22 protein-coding genes and 1 riboswitch are annotated in these 22050 nt (G+C 68.2%); of the genes, 13 read left to right on the top strand and 9 right to left on the bottom strand.

Features of this window, described 5'->3' with window-relative positions:
• Nucleotides 1-105 precede the first annotated feature (105 nt).
• Nucleotides 106-966, bottom strand: coding sequence for a universal stress protein (locus E3T55_RS03915; RefSeq protein ID WP_241992857.1), 861 nt, complete (start codon nucleotides 964-966; stop codon nucleotides 106-108).
• Between the two features lie 243 nt (nucleotides 967-1209).
• Between E3T55_RS03915 and E3T55_RS03910 the strand changes: the two genes are divergently transcribed.
• The 4 genes from E3T55_RS03910 (at nucleotide 1210) to E3T55_RS03895 (ending at nucleotide 5169) form a co-directional block, all read left to right on the top strand.
• Nucleotides 1210-2265 (top strand): zinc-dependent alcohol dehydrogenase family protein, encoded by a 1056-nt coding sequence (locus E3T55_RS03910; RefSeq protein ID WP_134518243.1) that lies wholly within the window; start codon nucleotides 1210-1212, stop codon nucleotides 2263-2265.
• A gap of 97 nt (nucleotides 2266-2362) precedes the next feature.
• Nucleotides 2363-2905: a flavodoxin family protein gene (locus tag E3T55_RS03905; RefSeq protein ID WP_134518242.1), complete on the top strand. Its 543-nt coding sequence runs from the start codon at nucleotides 2363-2365 to the stop codon at nucleotides 2903-2905.
• A 239-nt stretch (nucleotides 2906-3144) separates the two neighbouring features.
• Nucleotides 3145-4035, top strand: a complete 891-nt coding sequence (locus E3T55_RS03900; RefSeq protein WP_166791663.1) for a universal stress protein — start codon at nucleotides 3145-3147, stop codon at nucleotides 4033-4035.
• A 171-nt stretch (nucleotides 4036-4206) separates the two neighbouring features.
• Nucleotides 4207-5169 (top strand): hypothetical protein, encoded by a 963-nt coding sequence (locus tag E3T55_RS03895; RefSeq protein WP_134518240.1) that lies wholly within the window; start codon nucleotides 4207-4209, stop codon nucleotides 5167-5169.
• Nucleotides 5170-5315: 146 nt separating this feature from the next.
• Here E3T55_RS03895 and E3T55_RS03890 read toward each other — a convergent pair whose 3' ends face one another.
• From E3T55_RS03890 to E3T55_RS03880, 3 genes are all read right to left on the bottom strand, one after another.
• Complete coding sequence (locus E3T55_RS03890; RefSeq protein WP_134518239.1) at nucleotides 5316-6890, bottom strand: transporter; 1575 nt, start codon at nucleotides 6888-6890, stop codon at nucleotides 5316-5318.
• On the bottom strand, nucleotides 6890-7684 hold the full coding sequence (locus tag E3T55_RS03885; RefSeq protein ID WP_241992846.1) for an ABC transporter ATP-binding protein: 795 nt from the start codon (nucleotides 7682-7684) through the stop codon (nucleotides 6890-6892). Before E3T55_RS03885 ends, E3T55_RS03890 begins: the two co-directional genes overlap by 1 nt.
• Before the next feature lie 175 nt (nucleotides 7685-7859).
• Complete coding sequence (locus E3T55_RS03880) at nucleotides 7860-8624, bottom strand: NUDIX hydrolase (protein ID WP_134518237.1); 765 nt, start codon at nucleotides 8622-8624, stop codon at nucleotides 7860-7862.
• Nucleotides 8625-8718: 94 nt separating this feature from the next.
• Here E3T55_RS03880 and E3T55_RS03875 point away from each other — a divergent pair, with 94 nt between their 5' ends.
• Entirely contained in the window at nucleotides 8719-9525 is an 807-nt protein-coding gene (locus E3T55_RS03875; protein WP_134518236.1) for an MBL fold metallo-hydrolase, read from the top strand.
• Between the two features lie 39 nt (nucleotides 9526-9564).
• A riboswitch (guanidine-III (ykkC-III) riboswitch) is annotated at nucleotides 9565-9629 on the top strand.
• Between the two features lie 10 nt (nucleotides 9630-9639).
• Entirely contained in the window at nucleotides 9640-9963 is a 324-nt protein-coding gene (locus E3T55_RS03870; protein ID WP_134518235.1) for a DMT family transporter, read from the top strand.
• Between the two features lie 476 nt (nucleotides 9964-10439).
• Here the strand turns inward: E3T55_RS03870 and E3T55_RS03865 are convergent, their stop codons facing one another.
• Together E3T55_RS03865 and E3T55_RS03860 are read right to left on the bottom strand one after the other, a co-directional pair.
• The gene (locus tag E3T55_RS03865) at nucleotides 10440-11087 is read right to left on the bottom strand and encodes a nucleotidyltransferase family protein (RefSeq protein WP_134518234.1); all 648 of its coding nucleotides are present in this window, start codon (nucleotides 11085-11087) and stop codon (nucleotides 10440-10442) included.
• A 295-nt stretch (nucleotides 11088-11382) separates the two neighbouring features.
• Nucleotides 11383-12057, bottom strand: a complete 675-nt coding sequence (locus tag E3T55_RS03860; protein WP_134518233.1) for a hypothetical protein — start codon at nucleotides 12055-12057, stop codon at nucleotides 11383-11385.
• 183 nt (nucleotides 12058-12240) lie between these two features.
• Here E3T55_RS03860 and E3T55_RS03855 point away from each other — a divergent pair, with 183 nt between their 5' ends.
• The 5 genes from E3T55_RS03855 to E3T55_RS03835 all read left to right on the top strand — a co-directional run bounded on the left by E3T55_RS03855 (nucleotide 12241) and on the right by E3T55_RS03835 (nucleotide 17370).
• Entirely contained in the window at nucleotides 12241-13200 is a 960-nt protein-coding gene (locus tag E3T55_RS03855; RefSeq protein ID WP_134518232.1) for a hypothetical protein, read from the top strand.
• On the top strand, nucleotides 13201-14805 hold the full coding sequence (locus tag E3T55_RS03850; RefSeq protein ID WP_241992845.1) for an efflux RND transporter periplasmic adaptor subunit: 1605 nt from the start codon (nucleotides 13201-13203) through the stop codon (nucleotides 14803-14805).
• Nucleotides 14806-14812: 7 nt separating this feature from the next.
• Entirely contained in the window at nucleotides 14813-15493 is a 681-nt protein-coding gene (locus E3T55_RS03845; protein ID WP_134518231.1) for an ABC transporter ATP-binding protein, read from the top strand.
• The gene (locus E3T55_RS03840; protein ID WP_241992844.1) at nucleotides 15490-16869 is read left to right on the top strand and encodes an ABC transporter permease; all 1380 of its coding nucleotides are present in this window, start codon (nucleotides 15490-15492) and stop codon (nucleotides 16867-16869) included. The genes E3T55_RS03845 and E3T55_RS03840 overlap by 4 nt, the downstream gene beginning before the upstream one ends.
• A 72-nt stretch (nucleotides 16870-16941) precedes the next feature.
• Entirely contained in the window at nucleotides 16942-17370 is a 429-nt protein-coding gene (locus E3T55_RS03835) for a DUF1801 domain-containing protein (RefSeq protein WP_134518230.1), read from the top strand.
• Here the strand turns inward: E3T55_RS03835 and E3T55_RS03830 are convergent.
• Entirely contained in the window at nucleotides 17367-17966 is a 600-nt protein-coding gene (locus tag E3T55_RS03830) for a TetR/AcrR family transcriptional regulator (protein WP_134518229.1), read from the bottom strand. The two genes, E3T55_RS03835 and E3T55_RS03830, sit on opposite strands and share 4 nt — an antisense overlap.
• 89 nt (nucleotides 17967-18055) lie before the next feature.
• Between E3T55_RS03830 and E3T55_RS03825 the strand changes: the two genes are divergently transcribed.
• Entirely contained in the window at nucleotides 18056-18964 is a 909-nt protein-coding gene (locus E3T55_RS03825; protein WP_166791662.1) for an alpha/beta fold hydrolase, read from the top strand.
• A 116-nt stretch (nucleotides 18965-19080) separates the two neighbouring features.
• Entirely contained in the window at nucleotides 19081-19269 is a 189-nt protein-coding gene (locus tag E3T55_RS03820) for a NagC family transcriptional regulator (protein ID WP_134518228.1), read from the top strand.
• A 36-nt stretch (nucleotides 19270-19305) separates the two neighbouring features.
• Here E3T55_RS03820 and E3T55_RS03815 read toward each other — a convergent pair whose 3' ends face one another.
• Nucleotides 19306-20637, bottom strand: a complete 1332-nt coding sequence (locus E3T55_RS03815; RefSeq protein ID WP_134518227.1) for a class I SAM-dependent methyltransferase — start codon at nucleotides 20635-20637, stop codon at nucleotides 19306-19308.
• Nucleotides 20634-22028 carry an FAD-binding oxidoreductase gene (locus E3T55_RS03810; RefSeq protein ID WP_134518226.1) on the bottom strand — a complete coding sequence of 465 codons (1395 nt, stop codon included), beginning with the start codon at nucleotides 22026-22028 and terminating at the stop codon, nucleotides 20634-20636. The genes E3T55_RS03815 and E3T55_RS03810 overlap by 4 nt, the downstream gene beginning before the upstream one ends.
• Nucleotides 22029-22050 lie beyond the last annotated feature (22 nt).

The raw sequence follows: 22050 nt of genomic DNA, 5'->3' as shown, positions 1-22050 counted from the left end.
CCACACGTCAGCGGCCGGTCCGCCGACGTGTAAGTCCAGAATGTCAGGTCTCGCGCGCGGAGGCACCACAAACGGGCACTTCCGTCGACCTGTTTTGGGGTTGCGCTACTTCTTGGGGTGACGCACCGTGGTGATGATCGTCGGGCACGGAATGTGCAGCAGCACCTCGTGACTGACCGATCCGAGCATCAGGCGGGCCAGAGCGCCGCGGCCGTGGCTGCCGACGACGAGAAGCTGGGCCTCGTGGGCCGCAGCAACCAGCACCCGGGCGGGGTAGGCATCCTTTTCGATGCGCTGGTGCACGACCAGGTCGGGGTAGCGGGTGGTGAGGCCCGCCACGGACTCGGCCAGCACAATGCGCTCCTCTTCCATGCGCTCCTCGACCGCCTGGGTGGGGATGAAACGCAGGTTGGTGCTCGACGGGGTCGGCGGGGCGTAGATCGCGGTGAGTTCCTGCCCGGTGCGGTCGGCCTCGGCTGCGGCGATCGCCACGGCGGCCACGGAATCGGCGGAGCCGTCGACACCGACGACGACGCCGGAGCGCGTGAGGCCGACCGGGTCGTTGAGCTCGGGAATGATCGCGACGGGGCAGCGGGCGAGCGCGGCGACCTGCAGGCTGACGCTGCCGAACAGTTCACCCTCGAAGCGGCCCTTCTTGTCGGTACCGACCACGATCAGGCTCGCCTCGTCGCTGAACTCGGCCAGCACCCGCGGGGCGTTGCCGTGGCGCAGCTCGGTGTGGGTGGGAATGTGCGGGTTGAGCGCGGTGGCCTTGGCCTGCGCGTCGAGCAGCAGCTTCTTTTCAGCGTCGACGATGCTGTCGTAGTAGCCGTAGCCCTCGGCCATCCAGGTGTCGTACACGGTGTGCACCAGGGTCACCGGGCAGTCGACCTTCGTGGCGCGCTGCATGGCCCACGTGAGGGCGGCATCGCCCGGGGCTGAATCGTCTACGCCAACCACAATCATCCGGTCCACGGAAATCACCTCGTCTTACTGTTTGTTGAAACCAGGGGGGACGGCGACGGTGCCGGCCACCTCCACCCTCCCGCGTGCGGGTGGCCCCGGCATAGAGTCGAACGTCCCAAGACGGGCGAAACATGCCCCCAGCCGGGGACTTTCGGCCCTGTTTACCCTGTCTGCCCCCGATCTAGATTGACAGTGCAGGCGCGCACGCCTGCACATTCACCGGCACAGATCGAAGGAGACACCGTGAAGGCACTCGTATATGGCGGACCCGGCATCAAGGCATGGACCGAAGTTCCCAACCCTCGGCTGGAGAACTCGACCGACGTCATCGTGCAGGTCGACACGACCACCATCTGCGGCACCGACCTCCACATTCTCAAGGGCGATGTTCCGGCGGTCACCGTCGGTCGCATTCTCGGCCATGAGGGCGTCGGCACGATCACCGAGATCGGCTCCGCCGTCACGAGCCTCGCCGTCGGCGATCGGGTCATCATCTCCTGCATCAAGAGCTGCGGCCACTGCGTGAACTGCAGCACCGGCCTGTACTCGCACTGCCTCGGCGACGAGGGAGCGTCCGGCATCGGCTGGGTCTTCGGCCACCTCATCGACGGCACCCAGGCCGAGTTCGTGCGCGTGCCCTACGCCGAGAACTCCCTGCACAAGATCCCCGCGGGCGTCACCGACGACCAGGCCGTCATGCTCTCCGATATCCTGCCGACCGGCTTCGAGATGGGCGTGCAGTACGGTCGCGTCAAGCCCGGTGACGTCGTTGCCGTGATCGGCGCCGGCCCGGTCGGCCTGGCCGCCATCGCCACCGCTGGCCTCTACGGCGCCGCCACGATCATCGCGATCGACCTCGACGAGAACCGCCTCGAGGCGGCTCGCGGTTTCGGGGCGACGGATGTCGTGATCTCCGGCTCCGCAGACTGGAAGGAACAGGTCTTCGCCCTCACCGATGGTGCCGGCGTCGATGTGGCGATCGAGGCCGTCGGCGTGCCGCAGACCTTCAGCATGGCCACCGAGATCGTGCGCCCGGGCGGCAACGTCGCCAACGTCGGCGTGCACGGCAAGTCCGTCGAACTGCACCTCGAAGACCTGTGGATTCAGAACATCAACATCAGCATGGGCCTCGTCAACGCGAACACCACGCCGATGCTGCTCAAGCTCGTCGCCAAGAACAAGCTCGCCGCCGAGAAGCTCGCCACGCACCACTTCAGCTTCGACCAGTTCATCGAGGCCTACGACACCTTCTCCCGCGCCGCGGAGACGAAGGCGCTCAAGGTCGTCATCTCCCGCTAACACCCGCACTGCGCTTCGGCCGGGGGGCCGCGTTCCTCGAACGCGCCACCCCGGCCGAAGCGCTGTCAGCGCTCACTTCAGAGTTGAAAGGATTCCCATGCATGCCCTCGTGATCTACGAATCGATGTACGGCAACACCCATGCCCTCGCCGAGGCCATCGGTCGCGGCCTCGGCACCCGCTGGACCGCCTCCATCGTGCCGGTCGCCCACGCCGACGAGCAGAACCTCGCCGCGTTCGATCTGGTCGTCGTCGGCGGCCCCACCCACGTGCACGGCATGAGCCGGGACAGCACCCGGCATGCCGCGGCCGACGCGGCGGCCACGGCCGACAGCACGCTCAATCTCGACCCGGATGCCGCGGGCGTCGGCGTTCGGGACTGGCTGCACGGGCTGAGCGCCCAGTCAGGCATCGCTGCCGCGTTCGACACCCGCGTCGACGCGCCCGCCCTCGTGACCGGGCGTGCCTCGAAGGGCATCGCCCACCTGCTCGAGCGCGTCGGCTTCGAGCTGGCATTGCCGGCGCAGAGTTTTCTGGTGACCAAGGAAACCCTGCTCGCCCTCGGCGAGATCGAACGGGCCGAGGCCTGGGGCAGTGCGCTCGGTGCGCTCGTTCCTCTGAGTGGCGCGCACCGCGGCTGAGCCGACCGGGGCATCCGTCGGGCGAAGACGGCAGCGACGGGCCGAAAGACCCTAGACCGCCGTGGCCGCCCTGCGTAGCGTGATGCTACCGGGGGAGCACGCCACAGAAAAAAGCGACACGAGAGCCGCGACGAGAAAGGTCGAGCGCCATGACAACACGCAGTGCAGGTCCGACAACAACGGTTGAGTCCACGTCGAGGCAACCGTTATCCGCCCCCGTGGCGGCACCCGCCGCGCGCATGGCTCCCGCCCCCCGCGCGACGTCCGCGACGACCATTGTCGCGTGGGATGCGTCGGGTCCGGCACGCGCCGCCCTCGCCTGGGCGTTGCGGCGCAACCCGAACGGCGCACTGCACCTCGTGCACGTGCTCGACCGGTCACAGGCCGACGCCGAGTACTTTGTCGCCGACTCGACCGCGACCCGCGCCGAGCTCTCCTTTCGGGAAGAGGCCGACCGCATCCGTCGCGAGAACCCCACCGTCACCATCACGAGCGAGTTTCTGATCGGCGACCCGATCACCCATCTGCGTCATCTGTCGGGGCCGAACACCCTCGTCGTGGTCGGCACGCACACTCGGGAAGGATCCCCGGTGCGCTACGAGTGGTCGGTGGGCGCCCGGCTCGCGGGGGCCGCGAACGGCCCGATCGCGATCATCCCCGAAGACACCAGCCCGCGCGCGACCGGGGTCGTCGTGGGGGTCGACGGCTCCGCCGCCTCAGCGGCCGCTCTCGCCTTCGCCGCGGCCGAAGCCGACTGCACCGGCATGAAGCTGCGCGCCATCCACGCCTGGCAGGAACCGCTCGTCTGGCGCGACACGGCCACCCCCGACCCCGCTTTTCTGCACTCCCTCGAGCAGGTGCACCAGCAGACGCTGCAGAACTCGGTGCGCACGGCGACCGGCGCCTACCCGCAGCTCGCCGTGACCTCGACGCTCGTGCGCGGGGCGCCGCAGTGGGCCCTGCTCGACGCGGCCCGCGGTGCGGCCCTCGTCGTGGTCGGCAATCACGGGTTGTACGGCATTCGTCGGATGCTGCTCGGGCTGGTCAGCCACTCGATCGTGCTGAACATTCAATCCCCGACCGTGATCGTGAACGCCCGCTCCGACGCCGACCCCGGCCAGCGCAACTAGCGTCGCCGCCCTCGCTGAGACCCCGATTACGCTGAGACCCCGATTAGGCACGGTGTTGGCCGCCCGACACCGTGCCTAATCGGGGTCTCACCGAGCCCGTTCGCTCTGCGGGGGCCGCGCTCGGCATCCGCTCGCAGCACCCTGTGAGGTATGCCCCGCTAGGGTTTAACCATGACTCTGTCACCCCGACGCGCGCCGGGCCGGCGCGGCCCGAGCAGTCGAGGCTTCTGGGGAACGCGCGAGAAGCCCCGCCGACTGATCGCGATACTCGTCGTCGCGGCGCTCGTGGCCTTCGGCGCCGCTGCCGCCTTCACCGCGGGGTCGGCCGCCCTCGAACGGTCCGCAGCCATTCCGGCCGTGACGCCGTCAGATGAAATCGACCCGGACGACTTCGATCCGGGACTGATCATCAGCGACTACAACTTCTACAACGCGGATGCGATGACGGCCTCCGAGGTGCAGACCTTTCTCGAAAACCGGTCCTGCAACCCCCGCGATGGGTCTCCCTGCCTCTGGGAATACCGCGAGTCAACCCAGTCGGAGCCAGCGCACGGTGCCGGACACTGCGCGGCCTACGTCGGGCAACCCCATGAGCGGGCCAGCACGATCATCGCCCGGGTGTCCGAGGCCTGCGGAATCTCGCCGCGCGTGCTGCTCGTGCTGCTGCAGAAGGAGCAGTCGCTGCTGACCGCACCGAACGAGTCGGGCTACCTGCGCGCCACCGGGTACGGCTGCCCCGACACCGCCGACTGCAATGCCGACTACTTCGGCTTCTTCAACCAGGTCTACAACGCGGCCTGGCAGTTTCGGCAGTACACCCAGGAGCCCGACCGGGCCTTTCAGGTCGGCACGATCGACGTGGGGTACTTTCCCGACACCGCCTGCGGATCGGCCCCGGTGAAGATCGTGAATCAGGCCACCGCGAACCTGTACAACTACACGCCGTACCAGCCGTCGCCGCAGACGCTGGCAGGCACCGCCGACGATTGCTCCACCTACGGCAATCTCAACTTCTGGAGTTTCTACACCCAGTGGTTCGGCGAGCCCGATTCGGCACGCTACCCGGACTTCTTCGACCCGTGCCTCAACCTCGTCGACGGCCAGCCCTGCCGCGCCGGCACCCTCTTCGGCTAGTCACCCCCCGCGCGTACCATTCGACGGTGTTTGGTATCGAAAACGCCCGATTTGTCCACAACCGCGTCTCATTGCGGTCGAACTCCGTCGAATGGTACGCGGCCCCGGCACTGGGGCGGCGCGGCGGGCGGCGCGGCGGGCACGGGTCAGGCGTGCCGTACCAGATTCTCGAACAGGTCGGCGCCGCGGGCGTCGAGTCGGGCGCCGCCGCGCCGCACCCCGAGCCACAGGTAGAACGTGCCGAGCACCACGCCGACCAGCACGGTGAGCCAGCCCCACACCGCCTGCCCGGTCGCCGCGCCGATCGTGAACAGCACGATCTCCGGCAGCACGAGCAGCAGCAGAATGCCCCAGGTCGCAAACGTCGAGGCCACATTCGAGAATCCGGCGCCGGGCGGCGCCTTGAAGGGACTGTCGCCGGGAGCCGGAACCGGCACCACGACCGTGGCGCTGGTCACGCTCGAGAGCCCGAATCCGCTCAGCAACAGCCCGATCGACAGCCCCAGAATGCCCGGCAGCAGGGCCCACGCCCCCGAGAAGGCGACGGATACGACATCCACGATGAGTACGACCGGTACCGCGAAGATCGCGATCGCCCAGACCCGGCCGAGACGGTCGTCGACGCCGCGCAGACCCGACGAGAGGTGTGACGCGAAGGCGGTGCTGTCATAGGACACGTCGCTGAAGATGGCCAGCGACAGCACGAGTGCAACGATCGGCCCGATGGCGTTGAGGTAGCCGAGCGAATTAAACAGAATGGAGTAGAAGATCATCAGCGCCGGGGCGACGATGAGTGATACCAGCTGTCGCAGGTAGCGGGGGTCGCGCGTCCAGTAGGTCAGTGAGCGGGCGGCCACGGCGCCCGCGGGCGTGGCCGGCAGCCGGGCGAAGAATCCGAGCTTGCCGGGCGCCGAGGTTCGGTTCGCGGTGTGCGGCGGGGTGACGAGCTCAACGGCGAGGCCACGGCGCCAGAGAAGCGTGGCGACGAGCAGCACGCCAACACCGAGTACGAACCTGATCGCGGCGAGCCCGTAGTGCCCGGCCGCGAGCTCGGCGGGCACCGCCCAGATAACGCCAAACGGGGTCCAGCCCAGGGCGTTGGCGAGCGCGGTGAAGTCCCCCATCGGCCCGCCGCCGATGCCGGCCGTGAAATAACCGATGATCGGGCCGGCCAGCACGAGCGGAATCAGGCCGATCAGGCCCGCGACCTCTCTGAACCGGCGGCCCGACGAGAACACCGAGCTCAGGCTCACGACCATGCGCGACCCGACCACGCAGGTCGCCACGGCCACGAGCGCGCAGATCACGGCGGCGAGCGCGACCAGCGGATGCTGCCACCACGTTGCCGCCGTCGCGAGCGCGAGCAGCAGGGTCACCACGCCCGGCACTCCGAGCACGCCGCAGACGAACAGTCCCAGCAGCAGGGTGTTGAGCCGAATCGGAAAGGTGCGCAGCTTGAGGGTGTCGAGGGTCTGGTCGACCCCGCTCGCGAGCAGCGGAATCAGCACCCAGCCGAGCAACAGCAGCGATCCGCCGAGGGTCACGATGGTGCCGGCGACCTCGGCCGGCTGGGTGCTGAGGGCGATGAGACCGAGCAGCCCACCGCCGAGCAACCCCACCCCGTAGACCGCGCCGAAGATCACGCCCACCAGCTGCCAGGGGCTGCGCCGCAGCGTGTTTTTCAGAACCAGAAAGCGCAGGGCCAGCAGATGCCTGACCACTAGGGCGTCTCCAGCGGCAGATCCTGCGAGACGTTCAGCCACTCCGGACCCTCCGCGTGGCGGCGGCCGCCGACGAGTTGCACGAAGCGGTCTTCGAGGCTCGCGCCCTGCCGCACCTCGTCGATCGTGCCCGCGGCGAGTACCCGGCCGGCGCTGATCACGGCGACGTGGTCACACATCCGCTGCACGAGGTCCATGGCGTGGCTGGAGACGATGACCGTGCCCCCGGTGCGCACGTAGCCGGTCAGAATGTCGCGAATGTTCGCCGCCGAGACCGGGTCGACCGATTCGAAGGGCTCGTCGAGCACGAGCAGCCTGGGCGCGTGCACGAGGGCGCAGGCCAAAGCGATCTTCTTGGTCATGCCGGCGGAGTAGTCCACGACCAGGGTGCCGGCCGCGGCCTCGAGGTCGAGCATGCGCAGCAGGTCGGCGACGCGGCCGGCGACGGTCGGGCGGTCCATGCCCGACAGCAGTCCGGAGTAGGTGACGAGCTGTTCACCGGTCAACCGGTCGAAGAGCCGCACTCCGTCGGCGAGCACGCCGACCAGGCGTTTGGCCTCGAGCGGATGCTGCCAGACATCGATCCCGTGAATGCGGATGGTGCCCATCTCGGGCCGCATCAGCCCGGTCGCCATCGACAGGGTCGTGGTCTTGCCGGCACCGTTCGGCCCGACCAGGCCGTAGAAGGAGCCGACCGGAACGTCGAGGTCGATGCCATTGACCGCGATCACGTCACCGAAGCGTTTGCCCAGCCCGCGAATCGAGAGCGCCGGAACGGCGGGCCTGCCAGGCACAGCAGGCTCAGCAGGCACAGCGGGCACGGACTCAGCAGGCACGGACTCAGCGGCCGCGGCAGGCTCAGCCGCGACATCACGGGAACCGAAAATCGACATGTGCCTCCGATGGTTCGCTCAGGCCCTGCTGGTCTGGGGCGCCCGCACGGCCGAACGACCCGTGCGCTCGCTCACCCTATCGCGCACCTCCGACACCCGAACGCTGGTACACCCACGGCAGCGCGCCGACCTCGAGGCGGTGACGGCCGCCATCCGCTTCGGCGAGCGCATCGTCGGCCGCGGCCACGTCCCCCGCCCAGAAGAAGGTGGTGCCGGTCACGGTCGTGCCCGCCCGTGTCGCATACTGCTCGGGCTCGCGCGCGCCGGCCAGAATCTCGGCGACGGATGCCCGCCCGGCCAGCCCGGTCAGGGTCACCCAGGTCGGCGGCACGAGGCGCAGCTCACCGGATGCGTGCCGGTCGAGCGCATCCAGCGGCCGCAGCCAGGCCGAGTCCACACACTCCTCCGGCGCGAGGATGAGCGGCCCGCCGGGGTCGGGGGCAAGAAAGAACCAGGTACGCAGGCGCTTCGGGATACCCTCGGGCGGTACCCAGCAGCTGAGCGCCACGAGTGAATCCGGCGGCAGCTCAAGCCCGGCCTCTTCGCGCACCTCGCGCACCGCGGCCCGACGCACGCCCGGCTCCTCGCCGCTGCCCGCGTCGTCGCCCACCCTGTCTTCCGGATCCACCGAGCCGCCGGGAAACACCCACGCGCCGGCAAAAGACCCCCGGTGTCGCGGCCGCTCCAGCAGCAGCACTTCGGGGCCGGCCGGCCCGTCGCGCAGCACCACCACGGTCGCCGCGACGCCCGTGATCGGGGTCGGCACCGCCGCCTCCGCCGCATCCGCGGCATCCGTCGTCGATGTCGCCGCACCCGGGCTCACACCTGTATCTCGCACCATTGCAATCTCCAGCCTCAGCGCGCATCGCGCTGCACGGTGTTTCACTCTAACCCTCCCTCACGCGCATCCGCCCGGTGCCGGTAGGCTGCAGGACATGCTCGCCGACGGCATCCGCCCGCACCCCGACCGCCCGATTGCCGTTTTGGAGCAGACCAGCGCGCTCACCCGCCGGCTGCTCGCCCCGAACCCGGGGCCGATGACCCTCGACGGCACCAATTCGTATCTGATCGCGGCGCCCGGCGCGCAGCAGTGCGTCGTCGTCGACCCTGGCCCTCTCGTGGAGGCCCACCTGCACCGGCTCGCTGCCGCCGCACCGGTCGCCCTCGTGCTCATCACCCACCACCACGCCGACCACACGGCGGCGAGCGCGCGCTTCGCCGAGCTGACCGGCGCGCCCGTTCGGGCCCTCGATCCGGCCTACTGCATCGGCGGCGACCCCCTCGTGCCGGGCGAGCTGATCGAGGCGGCCGGGGTGAGCATCCGGGTTCTCGCGACACCGGGGCACACCGCCGACTCCGTGTGCTTGTACCTGCCGGGCGACGGCCCGCACGGTTCCGTACTGACCGGCGACACCGTTCTCGGCCGCGGCACGACCGTCGTCGGCCATCCCGACAGCACCCTGCGCGAGTACCTCGCCTCGCTCGAGACCCTGCGCGCGCTCGGCTCGGCGACCGTGCTGCCCGCCCACGGCCCGGTGCTGCCCGACCTCGCAGTCATCTGCGCCGCCTACCTCGCGCACCGCTATGACCGCCTCGAGCAGGTGCGCCTGGCCCTCGCCCAGATCGGGCCGCACGCGACGCTCGCGCAGGTCACCGATCTGGTCTACGCCGAAACGGATGCCACGGTGCGCTTCGCCGCCGAGGCCTCCGTGCGCGCCCAACTGGCCTACCTGCAGCCCTGACTTGCCCAGCCTGTGCACACACTCCCCCGGTAGGCTGACCCCAAGCCGCGCGATGCGGCTCCGGACGAGGGACCAGTACCCGGCACGCGACAAGACTGGCCAGTGGAGCACACCATGTCCTGGATCATCCTCATCGCCTCCGGCATTCTCGAAGCCGTCTGGGCGACCGCGCTCGGCAAGTCAGAGGGCTTCAGCAAACTCTGGCCGACCGTCGTCTTCGGCGTCGCCCTCGTCATCAGCATGGCCGGCCTCGCCTTCGCCATGCGCGACATCTCCGTCGGCACCGCCTACGCCGTCTGGGTCGGCATCGGCGCCTCGCTCACCGTGCTCTACGCGATGATCTTCGGCGGCGAACCCGCCTCGCTCATCAAGGTGCTGCTCATCCTCGGCCTCGTCGGCTGCATCGTCGGCCTCAAGCTCGTCGACACCGGCCACTAGCCCCGCGAGATCACGTGTCGGCGTTGCTCGGGCTTCCATTGCGATGCCGGTACAGGTCAGGTACGGATTCCGAACGACTCCATCGCGGCGACCAAGTCGCGGGCAGAATGAACCATCTTGCTCGCCACGTCTGGAGTGCAATATCCCCCGTACTGCAGGAGCGTTTCGTCCACCAGGAGCTTCTGAAGTCGCTTCGCTAACGCAGGGCCATTCGGTCTGACCGTGGCTAGCAGTTCGACGGCAAGGGAGTGGCTCTGATCAGACGAGCACTCCCCAGGACCGCTCCGCAGATAGCATCAGCGGCCGCGATACCAGCCGATATCGCATTGGATGCACACACTTGCGCGGCCGCCGAGGGTTCCGTTGTGCCCAGAATGAGTTCTTCACGCTCCAGGGCGACTTGCAGGTGTTCCTGAGCAGAACCCGCGCGCTGGCGGATATCCGCTGGTGTCAGTCGTTTCGTTCGGGCCACAGGGTCACCCGGCCGCTATCGCGTCCGACAAGATGAGCCGCAACTCCGGTCCGTGAAAGGTACGAGCCTCATCTCGCCACGATTCCCATAGCGGGTCGTGGCCTGCTTTCAGCTGCGCAAACCGACGCTGGTTCACGGTCAGAATGTTGCACGTATTTCCCGTCCAGCGCTTGACTTGGTTCTGAACCGAGTCAACGAACCGATCGACCTGCTCAGTATCGATTTCGTCCGGACAGAGAACGAGAAGATCCAGGTCGCTCTGCGGGGTGCTCGTGCCCCTGGCCACCGAGCCGAATACGGCAAGAGTGCACCGATCTCCGATCTCTCGGCCAACGTAAATCTCTAACTCCTGAACGATCCGGCCTTCGAGCTCTCTGAGTAGCGCGTCCGCCACGTCGACGGCGGCCTGGATGCCAGCCCAAGCGAGGTGCTCACGATTGGCTACGTACATCAGGGACGGACCCGCCTGATGCACAATGACGGTCCCTTGCTCCACAAGACGCCCCAGACACTTTCTGACACCCGCGACAGATTTTTCGGCCAGTGCCGCAATACGCGACCCGGACAGCGGCTGTGTCGTTCGACTCAGCACACGCAAGACAGGAGCATCAAGTCCTGAAACTATGGCGCTCAACGGCTCGCTGAGGTTCATTTCCGTTCCTCCTCCGGACACTCAGCCACATAGGGCACACGTCGTCTACTCCCACTTTAGTGACAGGTCTGGCACTTAAGTGTCCGAATGGGCACTTAAGTGTCCATTCGGCCGCGTGCACCGCCCGGCCCGCGTACCATTCGACGGTGTTGAGCTCCTTATCGACGGGTGTGGGCCGGGAATCCCGGTGTTCGGGCGCTAACTCCGTCGAATGGTACGGGGCTGGAAGCGGGCGGATGCCTCGGTGGCGGATGCCGCGGCATCCGCCACCGAGGCATCCGCAGGCCTACCGCGTCTACCGCCGATAGGTGTCCACGTTCGCCGGAACCCGAATCTCCACCGGAATGCCACGGCTCTCGGCCTCGGCCACAAGAACGCGAACGGCGCTCTGGAAGGTGGGATCCAGCATGCCCTCGCCCTGCACACCCTTGAAGCCGGTGAACTTCAGGTTCCTGTCCGCCACTCGGCGCAGTCCCCGCGGGTTCGACGCACCCGGATTGGCTTCGCGCACCAGCAGGGCCTCCGAATCGGCGACGTGAAAGTCGACATACATCGGCATGTCCAGGCCCATCATCTTCGTTGTCGTGGCTCCCAGGGAACGCTTCCGGTAGGCCAGGGAATTGTCGTAGACCACGATAGACGTCAGTTCGCTCCAGCCGATCAGCCCGAGGCAGGGAAGCACGACCCCGGCCTCACCGATCGCGATGGCGAGCCGGTCATCCGAACTCCAGCGGGTTTCCAGCTCGCGCCCCGAGATCAAGAGCAGGCTCGGAAAAGCGACCATCATGACCCCGATGGTGACATAGATCCCGGTACCCACTTCGCCGAGGATCGTGAATACGAGACCGGCGAGCAGCACCGCGATCATTGCCCCCGCCAGGATGAAGTGGTTGCGACGATACTTCGCGGCAAGTCCCGGAGCGTAGCGGGCGATGTATGTGTCGTGCAGGTGTGCGGGAAGGGTATCCATGCTGGCGACTCCTGGGGCTCGTCGGTGGCGGCTGATCGAGACATGGGGCGGCAACCACGCTCCGCTCCTGCGCGTACTAGACGACGAGTCTACCCGCAGCCTCGGTGGTCAGTCCCCCGAAAGAGGGACAAACGGGCTATCCGGTATGGTTACTGTAGTACTGCACATTCAAAGGGGATCTTCATGCGCCATCGCTCACTGCTCACGACCGTCGCCACCACGGTTTTTCTGTCGTTAGCCCTGGCGGGGTGCAGCGCCGAGAAGGCCGACACCGCGCTGGACGCGGCCGAGGGCCCGCTGTCGACGTACATGTCGGCGATGTCCGAAGGCTACGACGAGGAGTCGGTCCTCGCCCAGCAGAATGACCAGGAGGAGATCATCGCCACCTGCATGGCCGACGAGGGTTTCGACTACGTTCCGGTCGACAGCGCTGCGTACAGCGGCACGATGACGGAAACCGGTGCGGAATACGGCACCGAGAAGTGGGTGGCCGAGAACGGCTACGGCATGAGCCAGTCCCCCGAGCAGATCGCCGCCCAGACCGAGCAGTCAGAGGAGTTCGTCGACCCCAACCAGGACTACGTGATGAGCCTCTCGCAGAGCGAGCAGGCCGCCTATTACGAGGTGCTCTACGGCGTTCAGCCGACCGAGGACGAGCTGGGCGAAGACGGTTCCTACGAATACGACTGGGAGACATCCGGCTGCCAGGGTTTCGCCGGTCAGCAAGTCACGGGCGACCAGCCGTCAGAAGACGAGCACGAGGCCCTCTTCACCGCCATGACCGCCATGTACGAAGAAGCGCAGGCCTCTCCGACGCTCGTCGCCCTCGACGCCGAGTGGGCCGCCTGCATGGCGGATGCCGGCTACGCGACCTTCACCAAGAAGGCAGATGCCCAGGAATCGATCATGAACGACTCCAACGCGCTCTATGAGGAAAACACCGAGACCGGTCCCGACGAGCAGACCCTCGCCGACATGCGCGAGAAGGAGCTCGCCCTCGCCATGGTCGACTACACCTGCGCCGAAGAGATCGACTACACCGACGCATCGCTGCAGGTGCAGTTCGAACTCGAAGAGCAGTTCATCACCGATCACAAGGCCGAGCTCGACGCGCTCATCGCGGACTACGAGCAAGGCAACTAGGTGTCACGCCTGCTCGGTCGACGCACAGCCGCAGAGCCAGCCACCGACGAGGCCAGTGAGGCCGCCGGCGCCGAGGCCGCTGACCAGGCCGGCGAGTCCGCGCGGTCCGGCAGCCAGGGCTGGCGCCGTCTGTTCGCCGGCAACCGGGTGATCTGGGTCATGGCCACCGTCGCCATCGTCGCGCTCGTGGCCGGTCTCGGGCTCGGCCAGCTGATCGTCTCGCCCGGGCAGGCCGCAGCGAATGCCGAGGCCCCCGCCGCCGGCCTCATCACCGTTCCCATCGAAAACCGCAGGCTCGCCAACGACGTGACCATGCGCGGTGATGCGACCTACGCCGACTCGGTGGAGGTGTCGATCGAAACCGGCGAGCTCGCCGGCCCGCCTATCGTCACCGGGCAGGTTCCCGAGGTCGCCGCCATCTTCGACACCGCCTCGATCGCGCTCGAGGTCGCCGGGCGCCCGGTGATCGTGCTGCCCGGGGATCTGCCGGTCTACCGCACCCTGCGGGTCGGTGTCTCCGGCCCCGATGTGCTGCAGTTCAAGCAGGGCCTCAGCGCGGCCGGGATCGATGCCGGCTCTCTCGACTCCGACGTGTTCGACGCCCAGACCGCGAGCGCGGTCACCGCGCTCTACGCCAGGGTCGGCTACCCGGCACCCACCGGCGGCACCGAGGTGGCGAGCGCGGTGAGCAGCGCCGAGGCCGGCGTCACGAGTGCGCAGGCATCCGTTGACAACGCCGCCGGAGCCCTCACCATCGTGCAGGGCGCCGCGTCGAACGTCGACGTACTCGAGCAGGGCAACCTCGTGCGCAGCGCCGAGCGGGCACTCGCTTCCGCCCGGGCTGGCGGTACGCCCAATGAGATAGCGGATGCCGGCGAGGCCGTCACCCTGGCCGTCGCGCGCCGAGACCAGGCCCTGGCCCCGCGCGACGCGAGCGCCGAGCAGGCCGCCGTCACCGCCGCCAAGGCCGAGCTGACCCGCGCCGCAGACGCCCTGAGCGACGCCCGCGACGGCGCGCTCGCCTACCTGCCGGCCGGTGAAGTACTGTACCTGCCCGGCCTCCCGCGGCGCGTCGACGAGATCAGCGTGAAGCGCGGATCGAGCATCACCGGGCCGGTCATGCGGGTCTCGGGCGCGACCCTGGTCATCTCGGGATCGGCGACCGCGAGCGATGCCGCGCTGCTCAGCGTCGGCGCGCCGGCCATTCTCGCCATGCCCGACGGCGACCAGACCGCCACCATCTCCTCGATAGTGCCCGCCGAACCGGCCAGCGGTGCCGCAACGAGTAGTGCAGCAGCGAGCGGCCGCTTCACCGTTCTGTTCGCCCCGGATGCGCTCACCGACGAGCAGATCCAGGCCGTGCAGGGCAGCAACGTGCGGGTGCGCATCCCGGTGAGCTCGACCGAGGGCGAGGTGCTCGCCGTTCCGCTCGCCGCGCTCACCGCGGGCCCCGGTGGTGAATCCCGCGTCGAGTTCGACCCGGGCGACGGCGCCGAGACCGTGCTGGTCGAGGTCACGACCGGACTCGCGGCCGAGGGATTCGTCGAGATCACCGCAATCGACGGTTCACTGGCCGCCGGCGACCTCGTCGTGGTGGGCCGGTGATGGGCCGGTGATCGCGGCCCCCGTCGTCGAACTGGTCAACGTCACGCGGTCCTTTCCCGGCCCGCCCGAGGTTCAGGCCCTGAAATCGGTCAACCTGCGGGTGGAGCGCGGCGACTACCTGTCGATCGTGGGCCCGAGCGGTTCGGGCAAGTCGACCATGCTCAACCTCCTCGGTCTGCTCGACCGGCCGAGCGTCGGCGAGTACCACCTCGACGGCCGCGACACGAGCCTGCTCGACGAGAAGCAGCGCGCCATCGTGCGCGGCGGCACCATCGGCTTCGTCTTTCAGGCCTTCCATCTGCTGCCGCACCGCACCGTGCTCGACAATGTGCTGCTCGCCACCCTCTACAGCGGTGTGCCGCGCACCGAACGCGACAACCGCGCCCGCACCGCCCTCGACCGGGTTGGCCTGGGGCATCGCCTCGATTTTCGGCCCGGCACCCTCTCCGGCGGCGAACGACAGCGGGTCGCCGTGGCGCGCGCCGTCGTCGCCTCGCCCGAGCTGCTGCTGGCCGACGAACCCACCGGAAACCTCGACGAGACCACCGGCGGTGAGGTCATGGACCTCTTCGAAGAGCTGCACGCCGACGGCCTCACCCTCATCGTCATCACGCACGACCAGGCCGTGAGCGATCGAGCCGAGCGCCGCGTGCGCATCACCGACGGCCGCCTGAGCGAGCTGTCGTGACCCTCTTCGGCAAGCGGATGCTGCGCCGCCGCTCCGCAGGCACCGCCGCCTCGGTCGGGTTCCCCGCTGATACGTCTGGCGCCGAGCCGCAGGCATCCGCTGAACCGCAGTCGCAAGCGGCCCCGGATGCGGCCAGCATCGTTCCGGTCATCCGCCGCGCCGACCGGTTCTCGGTGCAGGATCTGCTGGTCGAGGCGAGTTACGGCGTGGGCGCCCGCCCCAGCCGGCTCGTGATGACGACCCTCGGCACGGTGCTGGGCATCGCCTCCCTCGTGGTCACGATCGGGTTCGCGCAGACCGCGGCCGGCCAGATTTCCCAGCAGTTCGACGCCGTCTCGGCGACCCAGATCCTGATCGAACCGGGGTCGACCCGCACCTCGAGCGGGGCCGAGCAGGCGACCGGCCGTCTGCCGTGGGATGCCCCGGAGCGCGTCGATCGCCTCGCCGGAGTGCAACGCGCCGGTCTTCTGGCCGAGGTCGACGTCGTTGGCCAGCGCATCACCTCCGTTCCCGTCAACGACCCCTCGGCCGCGCAGACGCTCAGTCCCGCCGTCATCGCCACGTCGCCGGGTCTGCTCGCCGCCGTGCGCGGCGAGGTCGTCACCGGGCGCTACTTCGACGCCGGTCACGACGAGCGAGCCGACCGGGTCGCCGTGCTCGGGTCGCGGGCCGCCGAGACCCTCGCAATCAACCGGGTCGACCGGCAGCCGTCGATCTTCATCGGCGAGGTGCCATATACCGTCATCGGCATCATCGATGGCGTCGAGCGGCGCGCCAACCTGCTCGACGCGGTCATCCTGCCGCTGAATACGGCACGAGCCGACTTCGGCCTGACCGCTGCCGCCGAACTGCACGTGCAGATCGATGTCGGCGCGGGCACTCTCGTCGCTCGCCAGGCGCCGATCGCCCTCGATTCCGGTGCACCAGAGAACTTCACGGTGCAGGCGCCCGCCACGGCGTCGTCGCTGCAGGACGACATTCAGGCCGACGTCAACATCGTCTTTCTGACCCTCGGCATTCTCGCCCTGCTGGCCGGTGGTCTGGGCATCGCCAACGTCACCCTGCTCTCCGTCATGGAGCGCGTCGGCGAGATCGGTTTGCGTCGGGCCCTCGGGGCGACCAAGCGCGACATTGCGCGGCAGTTCATCGTGGAGTCGGCCGTGATCGGCCTGCTCGGCGGCCTGATCGGCGCGGCACTCGGGGTGTTCGCGGTCGTCGTGGTGTCGCTCACGCAGGGATGGACTCCCATTCTCGACCCCCTCGTCGCCATCGGCGCCGCCCTGCTGGGCACGGTCGTCGGCCTGGCCGCAGGCGCCTATCCCGCGGTCAGGGCCTCGAACATCGAGCCGATCACCGCACTCCGCGGCGGCACCTGAGCGCGCCGGCCGGTCGTCACGGAAATCCCCGATTATCCGCGCGATCAGGCCTGAACGCGCAATACTGGGGCCATGGCCGAGAATAAGACACAGCCGACGGATGCCTCCGTCAACGATTTCCTCGACGCGGCAACGCCCGCCCGCCGCCGCGCAGACGGCTTGACCCTCGCCGCAATCTTCCGAGAGGTGACGGGCGACGACCCCGTTCTCTGGGGCCCGTCGATTGTGGGCTACGGCAGCTACCACTACGTGTCGCCCTCAAATCCCCGCTCGAACGGCGACTGGATGAAGACGGGCTTCTCGCCGCGCAAGGCGCAACTGTCGATCTACGGGCTGAAAGACACCCCGGAGGGAGCCGCCCTGTTGCCGCAGCTCGGCACCTACACTGAGGGCGCGGGCTGCGTCTACGTGCGAAAACTCGACGACATCGACCTCGACGTGCTGCGCCGCCTCATCGCGATCGCCTCCTTCCGCGGCGACGATCCGACGCCCACACCCTAGTCTCCCAGTGGCCCTGGCTGTGGCTCCGACGTGGGGCCCGGCTCTGGCGCCAGACAGGCACGCACAACAAGGGCAATCGCGGGGCGGGTCTCGGCGCTGTCATCGACCGTGAGACGGTGCAGAATCAGCCCCTCGCCGAACGCCATCAGAGCGAGGGCCGCGGTCTTCGGGTGCGGTGCGCCCAGCGCGGCCAGGGTCGACGTGGTCCACTGCTCGAAGAGCCCGCGATTGGCGACGAGGGGGGCTCGAAATTCGTCACCGCCACGGGCAGCCTCGAGAAACAGGAGGTAGCGGGCGATCGTGCGCACCCGGGCGGGGCCGGTCTGCAGTGTGACCAGGTCACAGAAGGCATCGACGAGGTCGTCCGGTGTTGACACGGCAGGGTCGAAGCCCGGGTCGATGTCGCCCAGCTCGTGCCGCGCCACCCAGTCGATGACCCCCGCGATGAGGGCGGCGCGGGTGCGGAAGTAGTTCGAGGTTGAGCCGCGCGGCAGGCCGGCACCGTCGTCAATGCGGGCGTGCGTGAGGTAGCGCAGGCCTTGGCTGCCGAGAACTTCGACGGCGGCTGTCAGTGCCCGATCGCGCGTACTGACCATGCAGTCACTATAAACGCTCCCTGCCGTCGACCGGGTGACGGGATACTACGAACGTAGTATTATGGTCGGCACACGTGAGGAGAAGTGCCATGACCAGCATCCACACCGCGCCCGAGTTGCCGACACTCGCAGGCGTGCAACACCGTTTTGTCAACCTCCCCGGGCTGCGCATGCACGTGGCCGAAGCCGGATCCGGCGACCCGCTGCTGCTGCTGCACGGGTTTCCCCAACACTGGTGGGCCTGGCGCAAGGTGATCCCCGCCCTCGCCGCGCACTACCGGGTGATCTGCCCGGATCTGCGCGGAGCCGGCTGGACGGATGCCCCGCCCGACGGCTACACGAGCGACCAGCTGGTGGCGGATATCACCGCCCTGCTCGACGCGCTGCACCTGGAGAAGGTCGATATTCTCGGCTATGACTGGGGTGGCCTCGTCGGCTATCGCTTGTGTCTGGCGCACCCACACCGAGTCGGGCGGTTCGTCAATCTCGCGACCCCCCACCCGTACCCAGAACTGCACCTTCGGGCTCTTCTCTACATCTGGCGGATCTGGCCGATGTTCGCGATCGCCGTGCCGGGTCTCGGGCCGTGGCTTCTGCGCCGGGGGCGCCTGCCGCGCTGGCTGATGTCCAGCGACACGTGTGACCCATCGGTGTATTCCCGAGCAGACCTCGACGTTTTCGTGTCGCCGCTCACGGATCCGGCGCGAGCGCGCGCCGGATCCGCCCTGTACCGGCACTTCATCCTGCGCGAGGCGAAACGCAGCGGTGCGGGCGCCTACCACGACCTGCGCCTCCAGACACCGACCCTCTCGCTCTACGGAACCGTTCTCTACGGCAACGACGATCCGACGCGGCACCACCCGCAAATCCTCGACGGCTCCGAAGCCTACGTCGACGACTTGACCTTCGAGCATGTCCCGGGCACCGGCTACTACATTGCCGAGGAACGACCCGATGTCGTGATCAGCCGCACCCTCGAGTTCCTGTCAGCGCGCTGACCGTCACCGGGACTCCCCGCAAACGTCCCTGACAGTCCTCGTCAAACCTTCCCCTAAAACCTGATTCAGGCCTGAAAGTCGACGCGATAATCTCGCTCAGCGACGGCACCTGGGCTGTGATCGAGATCAAGTTGGGCGAGGCCACGGCAGACGAGGGCGCCGCAGCACTGCTGAAGTTCACGGCCAAGGTCGACACCGGCAAGGTCGGAGTCCCGCAGGCGCTCATCGTCATCACGACCGGCCGGTATGCCTACACGCGCGCAGACGGGGTCCGGGTCATCCCGCTCTCTGTCCTGGGCCCGTAAGCCCTCAAGCGCGCCTCGGCCCATAACGAGCAGCGGCTACGGCGTCCACCACGGTCGGAGCGGATGCCCGCCGTCACCACCGCGATCGTCGGGCCTGGCCAGCAACACCTGGTGCAACTGGATCCCGTTGCTCTCGAACGCGAGCCTCGAGCCCGCCATGTACAGCCCCCACACCTTTGCGGTGGGCAGCCCGACCTCGGCGACCGCCTCGTGCCAATGCTCGACCAGGTTGGCGCCCCAGTCACGCAGGGTCAGCGCGTAGTGCTGACGCAGGTTCTCGTCGTGCAGCAGCTCCCAGCCCGCATCCTGCGCTGCGCTGATGATGCGGCCCGAACCGGTGAGCTCCCCATCGGGAAAGACGTACGCGTCGATGAAGCCGCGGGTCGCCGCTTCGCTCTGGTTCTCCGGCCGGGTGATGCAGTGGTTGAGCAGCAGGCCTCCGGGGCGAACCCGGGACTGCAGAAAGCCGAAATACGCGGCATAGTTGCGCACGCCGATGTGCTCGAGCAAGCCAATCGACGAGACCGCGTCAAAGCCGGATTCCGCGATGTCGCGGTAGTCCCCGAAACGCACCTCCGCCAGATCGCTCAGCCCCTCGGCGGCGATGGCCCGCTGGGCCCAGGCGGCCTGCTCGATCGAGAGCGTCACGCCGGTGGCTCGCACGCCGCGGCGTGCGGCGTAGCGCACCATGCCGCCCCACCCGCACCCGACATCGAGCATCCGGTCGCCCGGCACAAGCCGTAACTTCTCGAACACGAGGCGGTACTTGTTCTCTTGGGCCTCGTCGAGGGAGGCGTCGGCGCGGGGGTAGCAGGCGCAGGTGTACGTCATCGACGGCCCCAGCACCCACTCGTAGAACGTGTTCGAGACGTCGTAGTGATGGTGGATCGCGTCGGCATCCCGGGTCTTGCTGTGCCGGAGTCCCGCGGCGACGCGGCGCCAGCGGGGCTGTGCCTCCTGCGGTGGCGGCGCGATCGGGAGCAGCCGCCGCACCCCGATAGAGCGGATGATGTCCGCCATCGTGCGCGCCGACGGCCGGGTGAACACCAGACTCTCGGCCAGTGCCTTGAGCAATTCGTACGGATCTCCGGGGTGAACCCCGTGCAGCTCGAGGTCGCCGGCGATATAGGCGCGGGCCAGTCCGAGGTCGCCGCGGCTCGTGACCAGGTAGGTCGTTCCGCGGGGGGTCACGAGATCGAGCCCGAGCGGGGCGTCGGGCGGCCCCGCCGAACTCCCGTCGTAGGCGGTGAACCGCACCGGGAGTCGACCACCTGCCAGCACCTCCAGTATCTGGGCGAGGGTGAGATGCGCCGCCGGCGCATCCGTCGCCGTCGTCGACTTCGTCGCAGGGTCCTTGAACGTGGTCATCGTCGCTGCACCGCCTTGGAGTAGAGGTCGAGGAGTCGGGAGTCGGGGTCGTAGCTCTTCTTCACGGCCCGGTAGGTTTCGCCGCCGTAGAGTTCGTCGAAGTCCCGCCGGGAGTAATAGGAGTCGGAATAGAGCGACTTGTGCCCGTCAAGCTCGCCGACCTTGTCTTCGATGCGGCGGTTGCTTTCCCCCGTGTTGGTCTCGCCGGGGGCAGGCCCCACCGGCACCGTCGACCAGAACCCCACGTTGATGTAGTCCTGCCCGGGCCGCATCGGGTAGAGCGGCCAGCGCTCGTCACTCCGCAGGCGCAGCGGACACAACCAGATCGGCGTGATCGGCACCGTGCTCAGAAACCACTCGAGAAATTCCACGCACCGCGACGCCGGTATCTCCACGTCTTGCACGACTCGCTCGCGGGGCGGTCGGCCGTGCAGTTGCTCGATGCGGTCGCCGATCTGAAACCGCTGTTCGATCTTCATCAGCCTCGAGTAGGTGCTGCTGCGCCGATAGCGCCCGGGCCAAATCCGGCGAATGAGCGGATGCTGCGCGCCGAACGCTTCGGAACACCAGAACCAGTCGGTGTCCCAGCGCCACAGGTAGTCGTGAATCGTGAGGCGATCCGTTGTCGCGCCACCCTCGTGGCGAATGGAACGGTAATAGATTTGTTGGCCGGTGTAGTCACTCACCGGGCCGGGTGTGCCGGTCTGCCGGCCCACGCACAGGTAGCTTTCGTCGGCGCCGAAGACGACACCGTCGAGGTAGTCCACGGCAACACCGTCGAGGCTGCCGCTCGCCATGATGGCGTCCATGGCCGTCATCAGGTCGACGAGCGAGTGAAAGCGCACGTGCGTGAGCGCCACGAACGGTGCGACCGGTTCGAGCTCGATGCGCAGCCGCACCGCGTAGCCCAGGGTTCCGTAGCAGTTGGGAAAGGCGCGGTACAGCTCGCTGTTCTCGTCGGGCGATGCGGTGACCACCTCTCCGCCGCCGGTCAGGATGTCCATTTCGAGTACCGACTCGTGCGGCAGACCGTTGCGGAACGAGGTCGACTCGATGCCAAGGCCGGTGACCGCACCACCGAGGGTGATGGTCTTCAGCTGCGGAACGACCAACGGCGCCAGGCCATAACGCAGGGTCTCGGCGACGAGGTCGTCGTAGCTGCACATGCCTTCGACGTCGGCGGTTCGGGCCTCCACGTCGACGCAGATGACACCGGTCAATCCCGACGTGTCGAGGCCTGCAGCGCCGGCGTTGGCTCGGGTTCGGAACAGATTCGAGGTGCGCTTGGCCAGTCGGATCGGGGCCGTCGCGGGGGCGGCCCGATAGCTCGCCACAAGGCGCTGCACGCCGGCGGCGTGAGCGCTCCGGGCGTCAACCACAGCAGCGGGCACGCCCACACGTTAGTCCCGCACG

Source organism: Cryobacterium frigoriphilum (assembly GCF_004403305.1).
Lineage (GTDB): Bacteria > Actinomycetota > Actinomycetes > Actinomycetales > Microbacteriaceae > Cryobacterium > Cryobacterium frigoriphilum.
The sequence above is the reverse complement of the archived record's forward strand: the minus strand, read 5'-3'. Positions and strand labels throughout refer to the sequence as shown.

Coding starts and splice junctions, on each gene's coding strand:
- E3T55_RS03915 (WP_241992857.1), bottom strand. CDS start 966: ATGATTGTGGTTGGCGTAGACGATTCAGCCCCGGGCGATGCCGCCCTC.
- E3T55_RS03905 (WP_134518242.1), top strand. CDS start 2,363: ATGCATGCCCTCGTGATCTACGAATCGATGTACGGCAACACCCATGCC.
- E3T55_RS03900 (WP_166791663.1), top strand. CDS start 3,145: ATGGCTCCCGCCCCCCGCGCGACGTCCGCGACGACCATTGTCGCGTGG.
- E3T55_RS03895 (WP_134518240.1), top strand. CDS start 4,207: ATGACTCTGTCACCCCGACGCGCGCCGGGCCGGCGCGGCCCGAGCAGT.
- E3T55_RS03880 (WP_134518237.1), bottom strand. CDS start 8,624: ATGGTGCGAGATACAGGTGTGAGCCCGGGTGCGGCGACATCGACGACG.
- E3T55_RS03875 (WP_134518236.1), top strand. CDS start 8,719: ATGCTCGCCGACGGCATCCGCCCGCACCCCGACCGCCCGATTGCCGTT.
- E3T55_RS03870 (WP_134518235.1), top strand. CDS start 9,640: ATGTCCTGGATCATCCTCATCGCCTCCGGCATTCTCGAAGCCGTCTGG.
- E3T55_RS03865 (WP_134518234.1), bottom strand. CDS start 11,087: ATGAACCTCAGCGAGCCGTTGAGCGCCATAGTTTCAGGACTTGATGCT.
- E3T55_RS03860 (WP_134518233.1), bottom strand. CDS start 12,057: ATGGATACCCTTCCCGCACACCTGCACGACACATACATCGCCCGCTAC.
- E3T55_RS03855 (WP_134518232.1), top strand. CDS start 12,241: ATGCGCCATCGCTCACTGCTCACGACCGTCGCCACCACGGTTTTTCTG.
- E3T55_RS03835 (WP_134518230.1), top strand. CDS start 16,942: ATGGCCGAGAATAAGACACAGCCGACGGATGCCTCCGTCAACGATTTC.
- E3T55_RS03830 (WP_134518229.1), bottom strand. CDS start 17,966: ATGGTCAGTACGCGCGATCGGGCACTGACAGCCGCCGTCGAAGTTCTC.
- E3T55_RS03825 (WP_166791662.1), top strand. CDS start 18,056: ATGACCAGCATCCACACCGCGCCCGAGTTGCCGACACTCGCAGGCGTG.
- E3T55_RS03815 (WP_134518227.1), bottom strand. CDS start 20,637: ATGACCACGTTCAAGGACCCTGCGACGAAGTCGACGACGGCGACGGAT.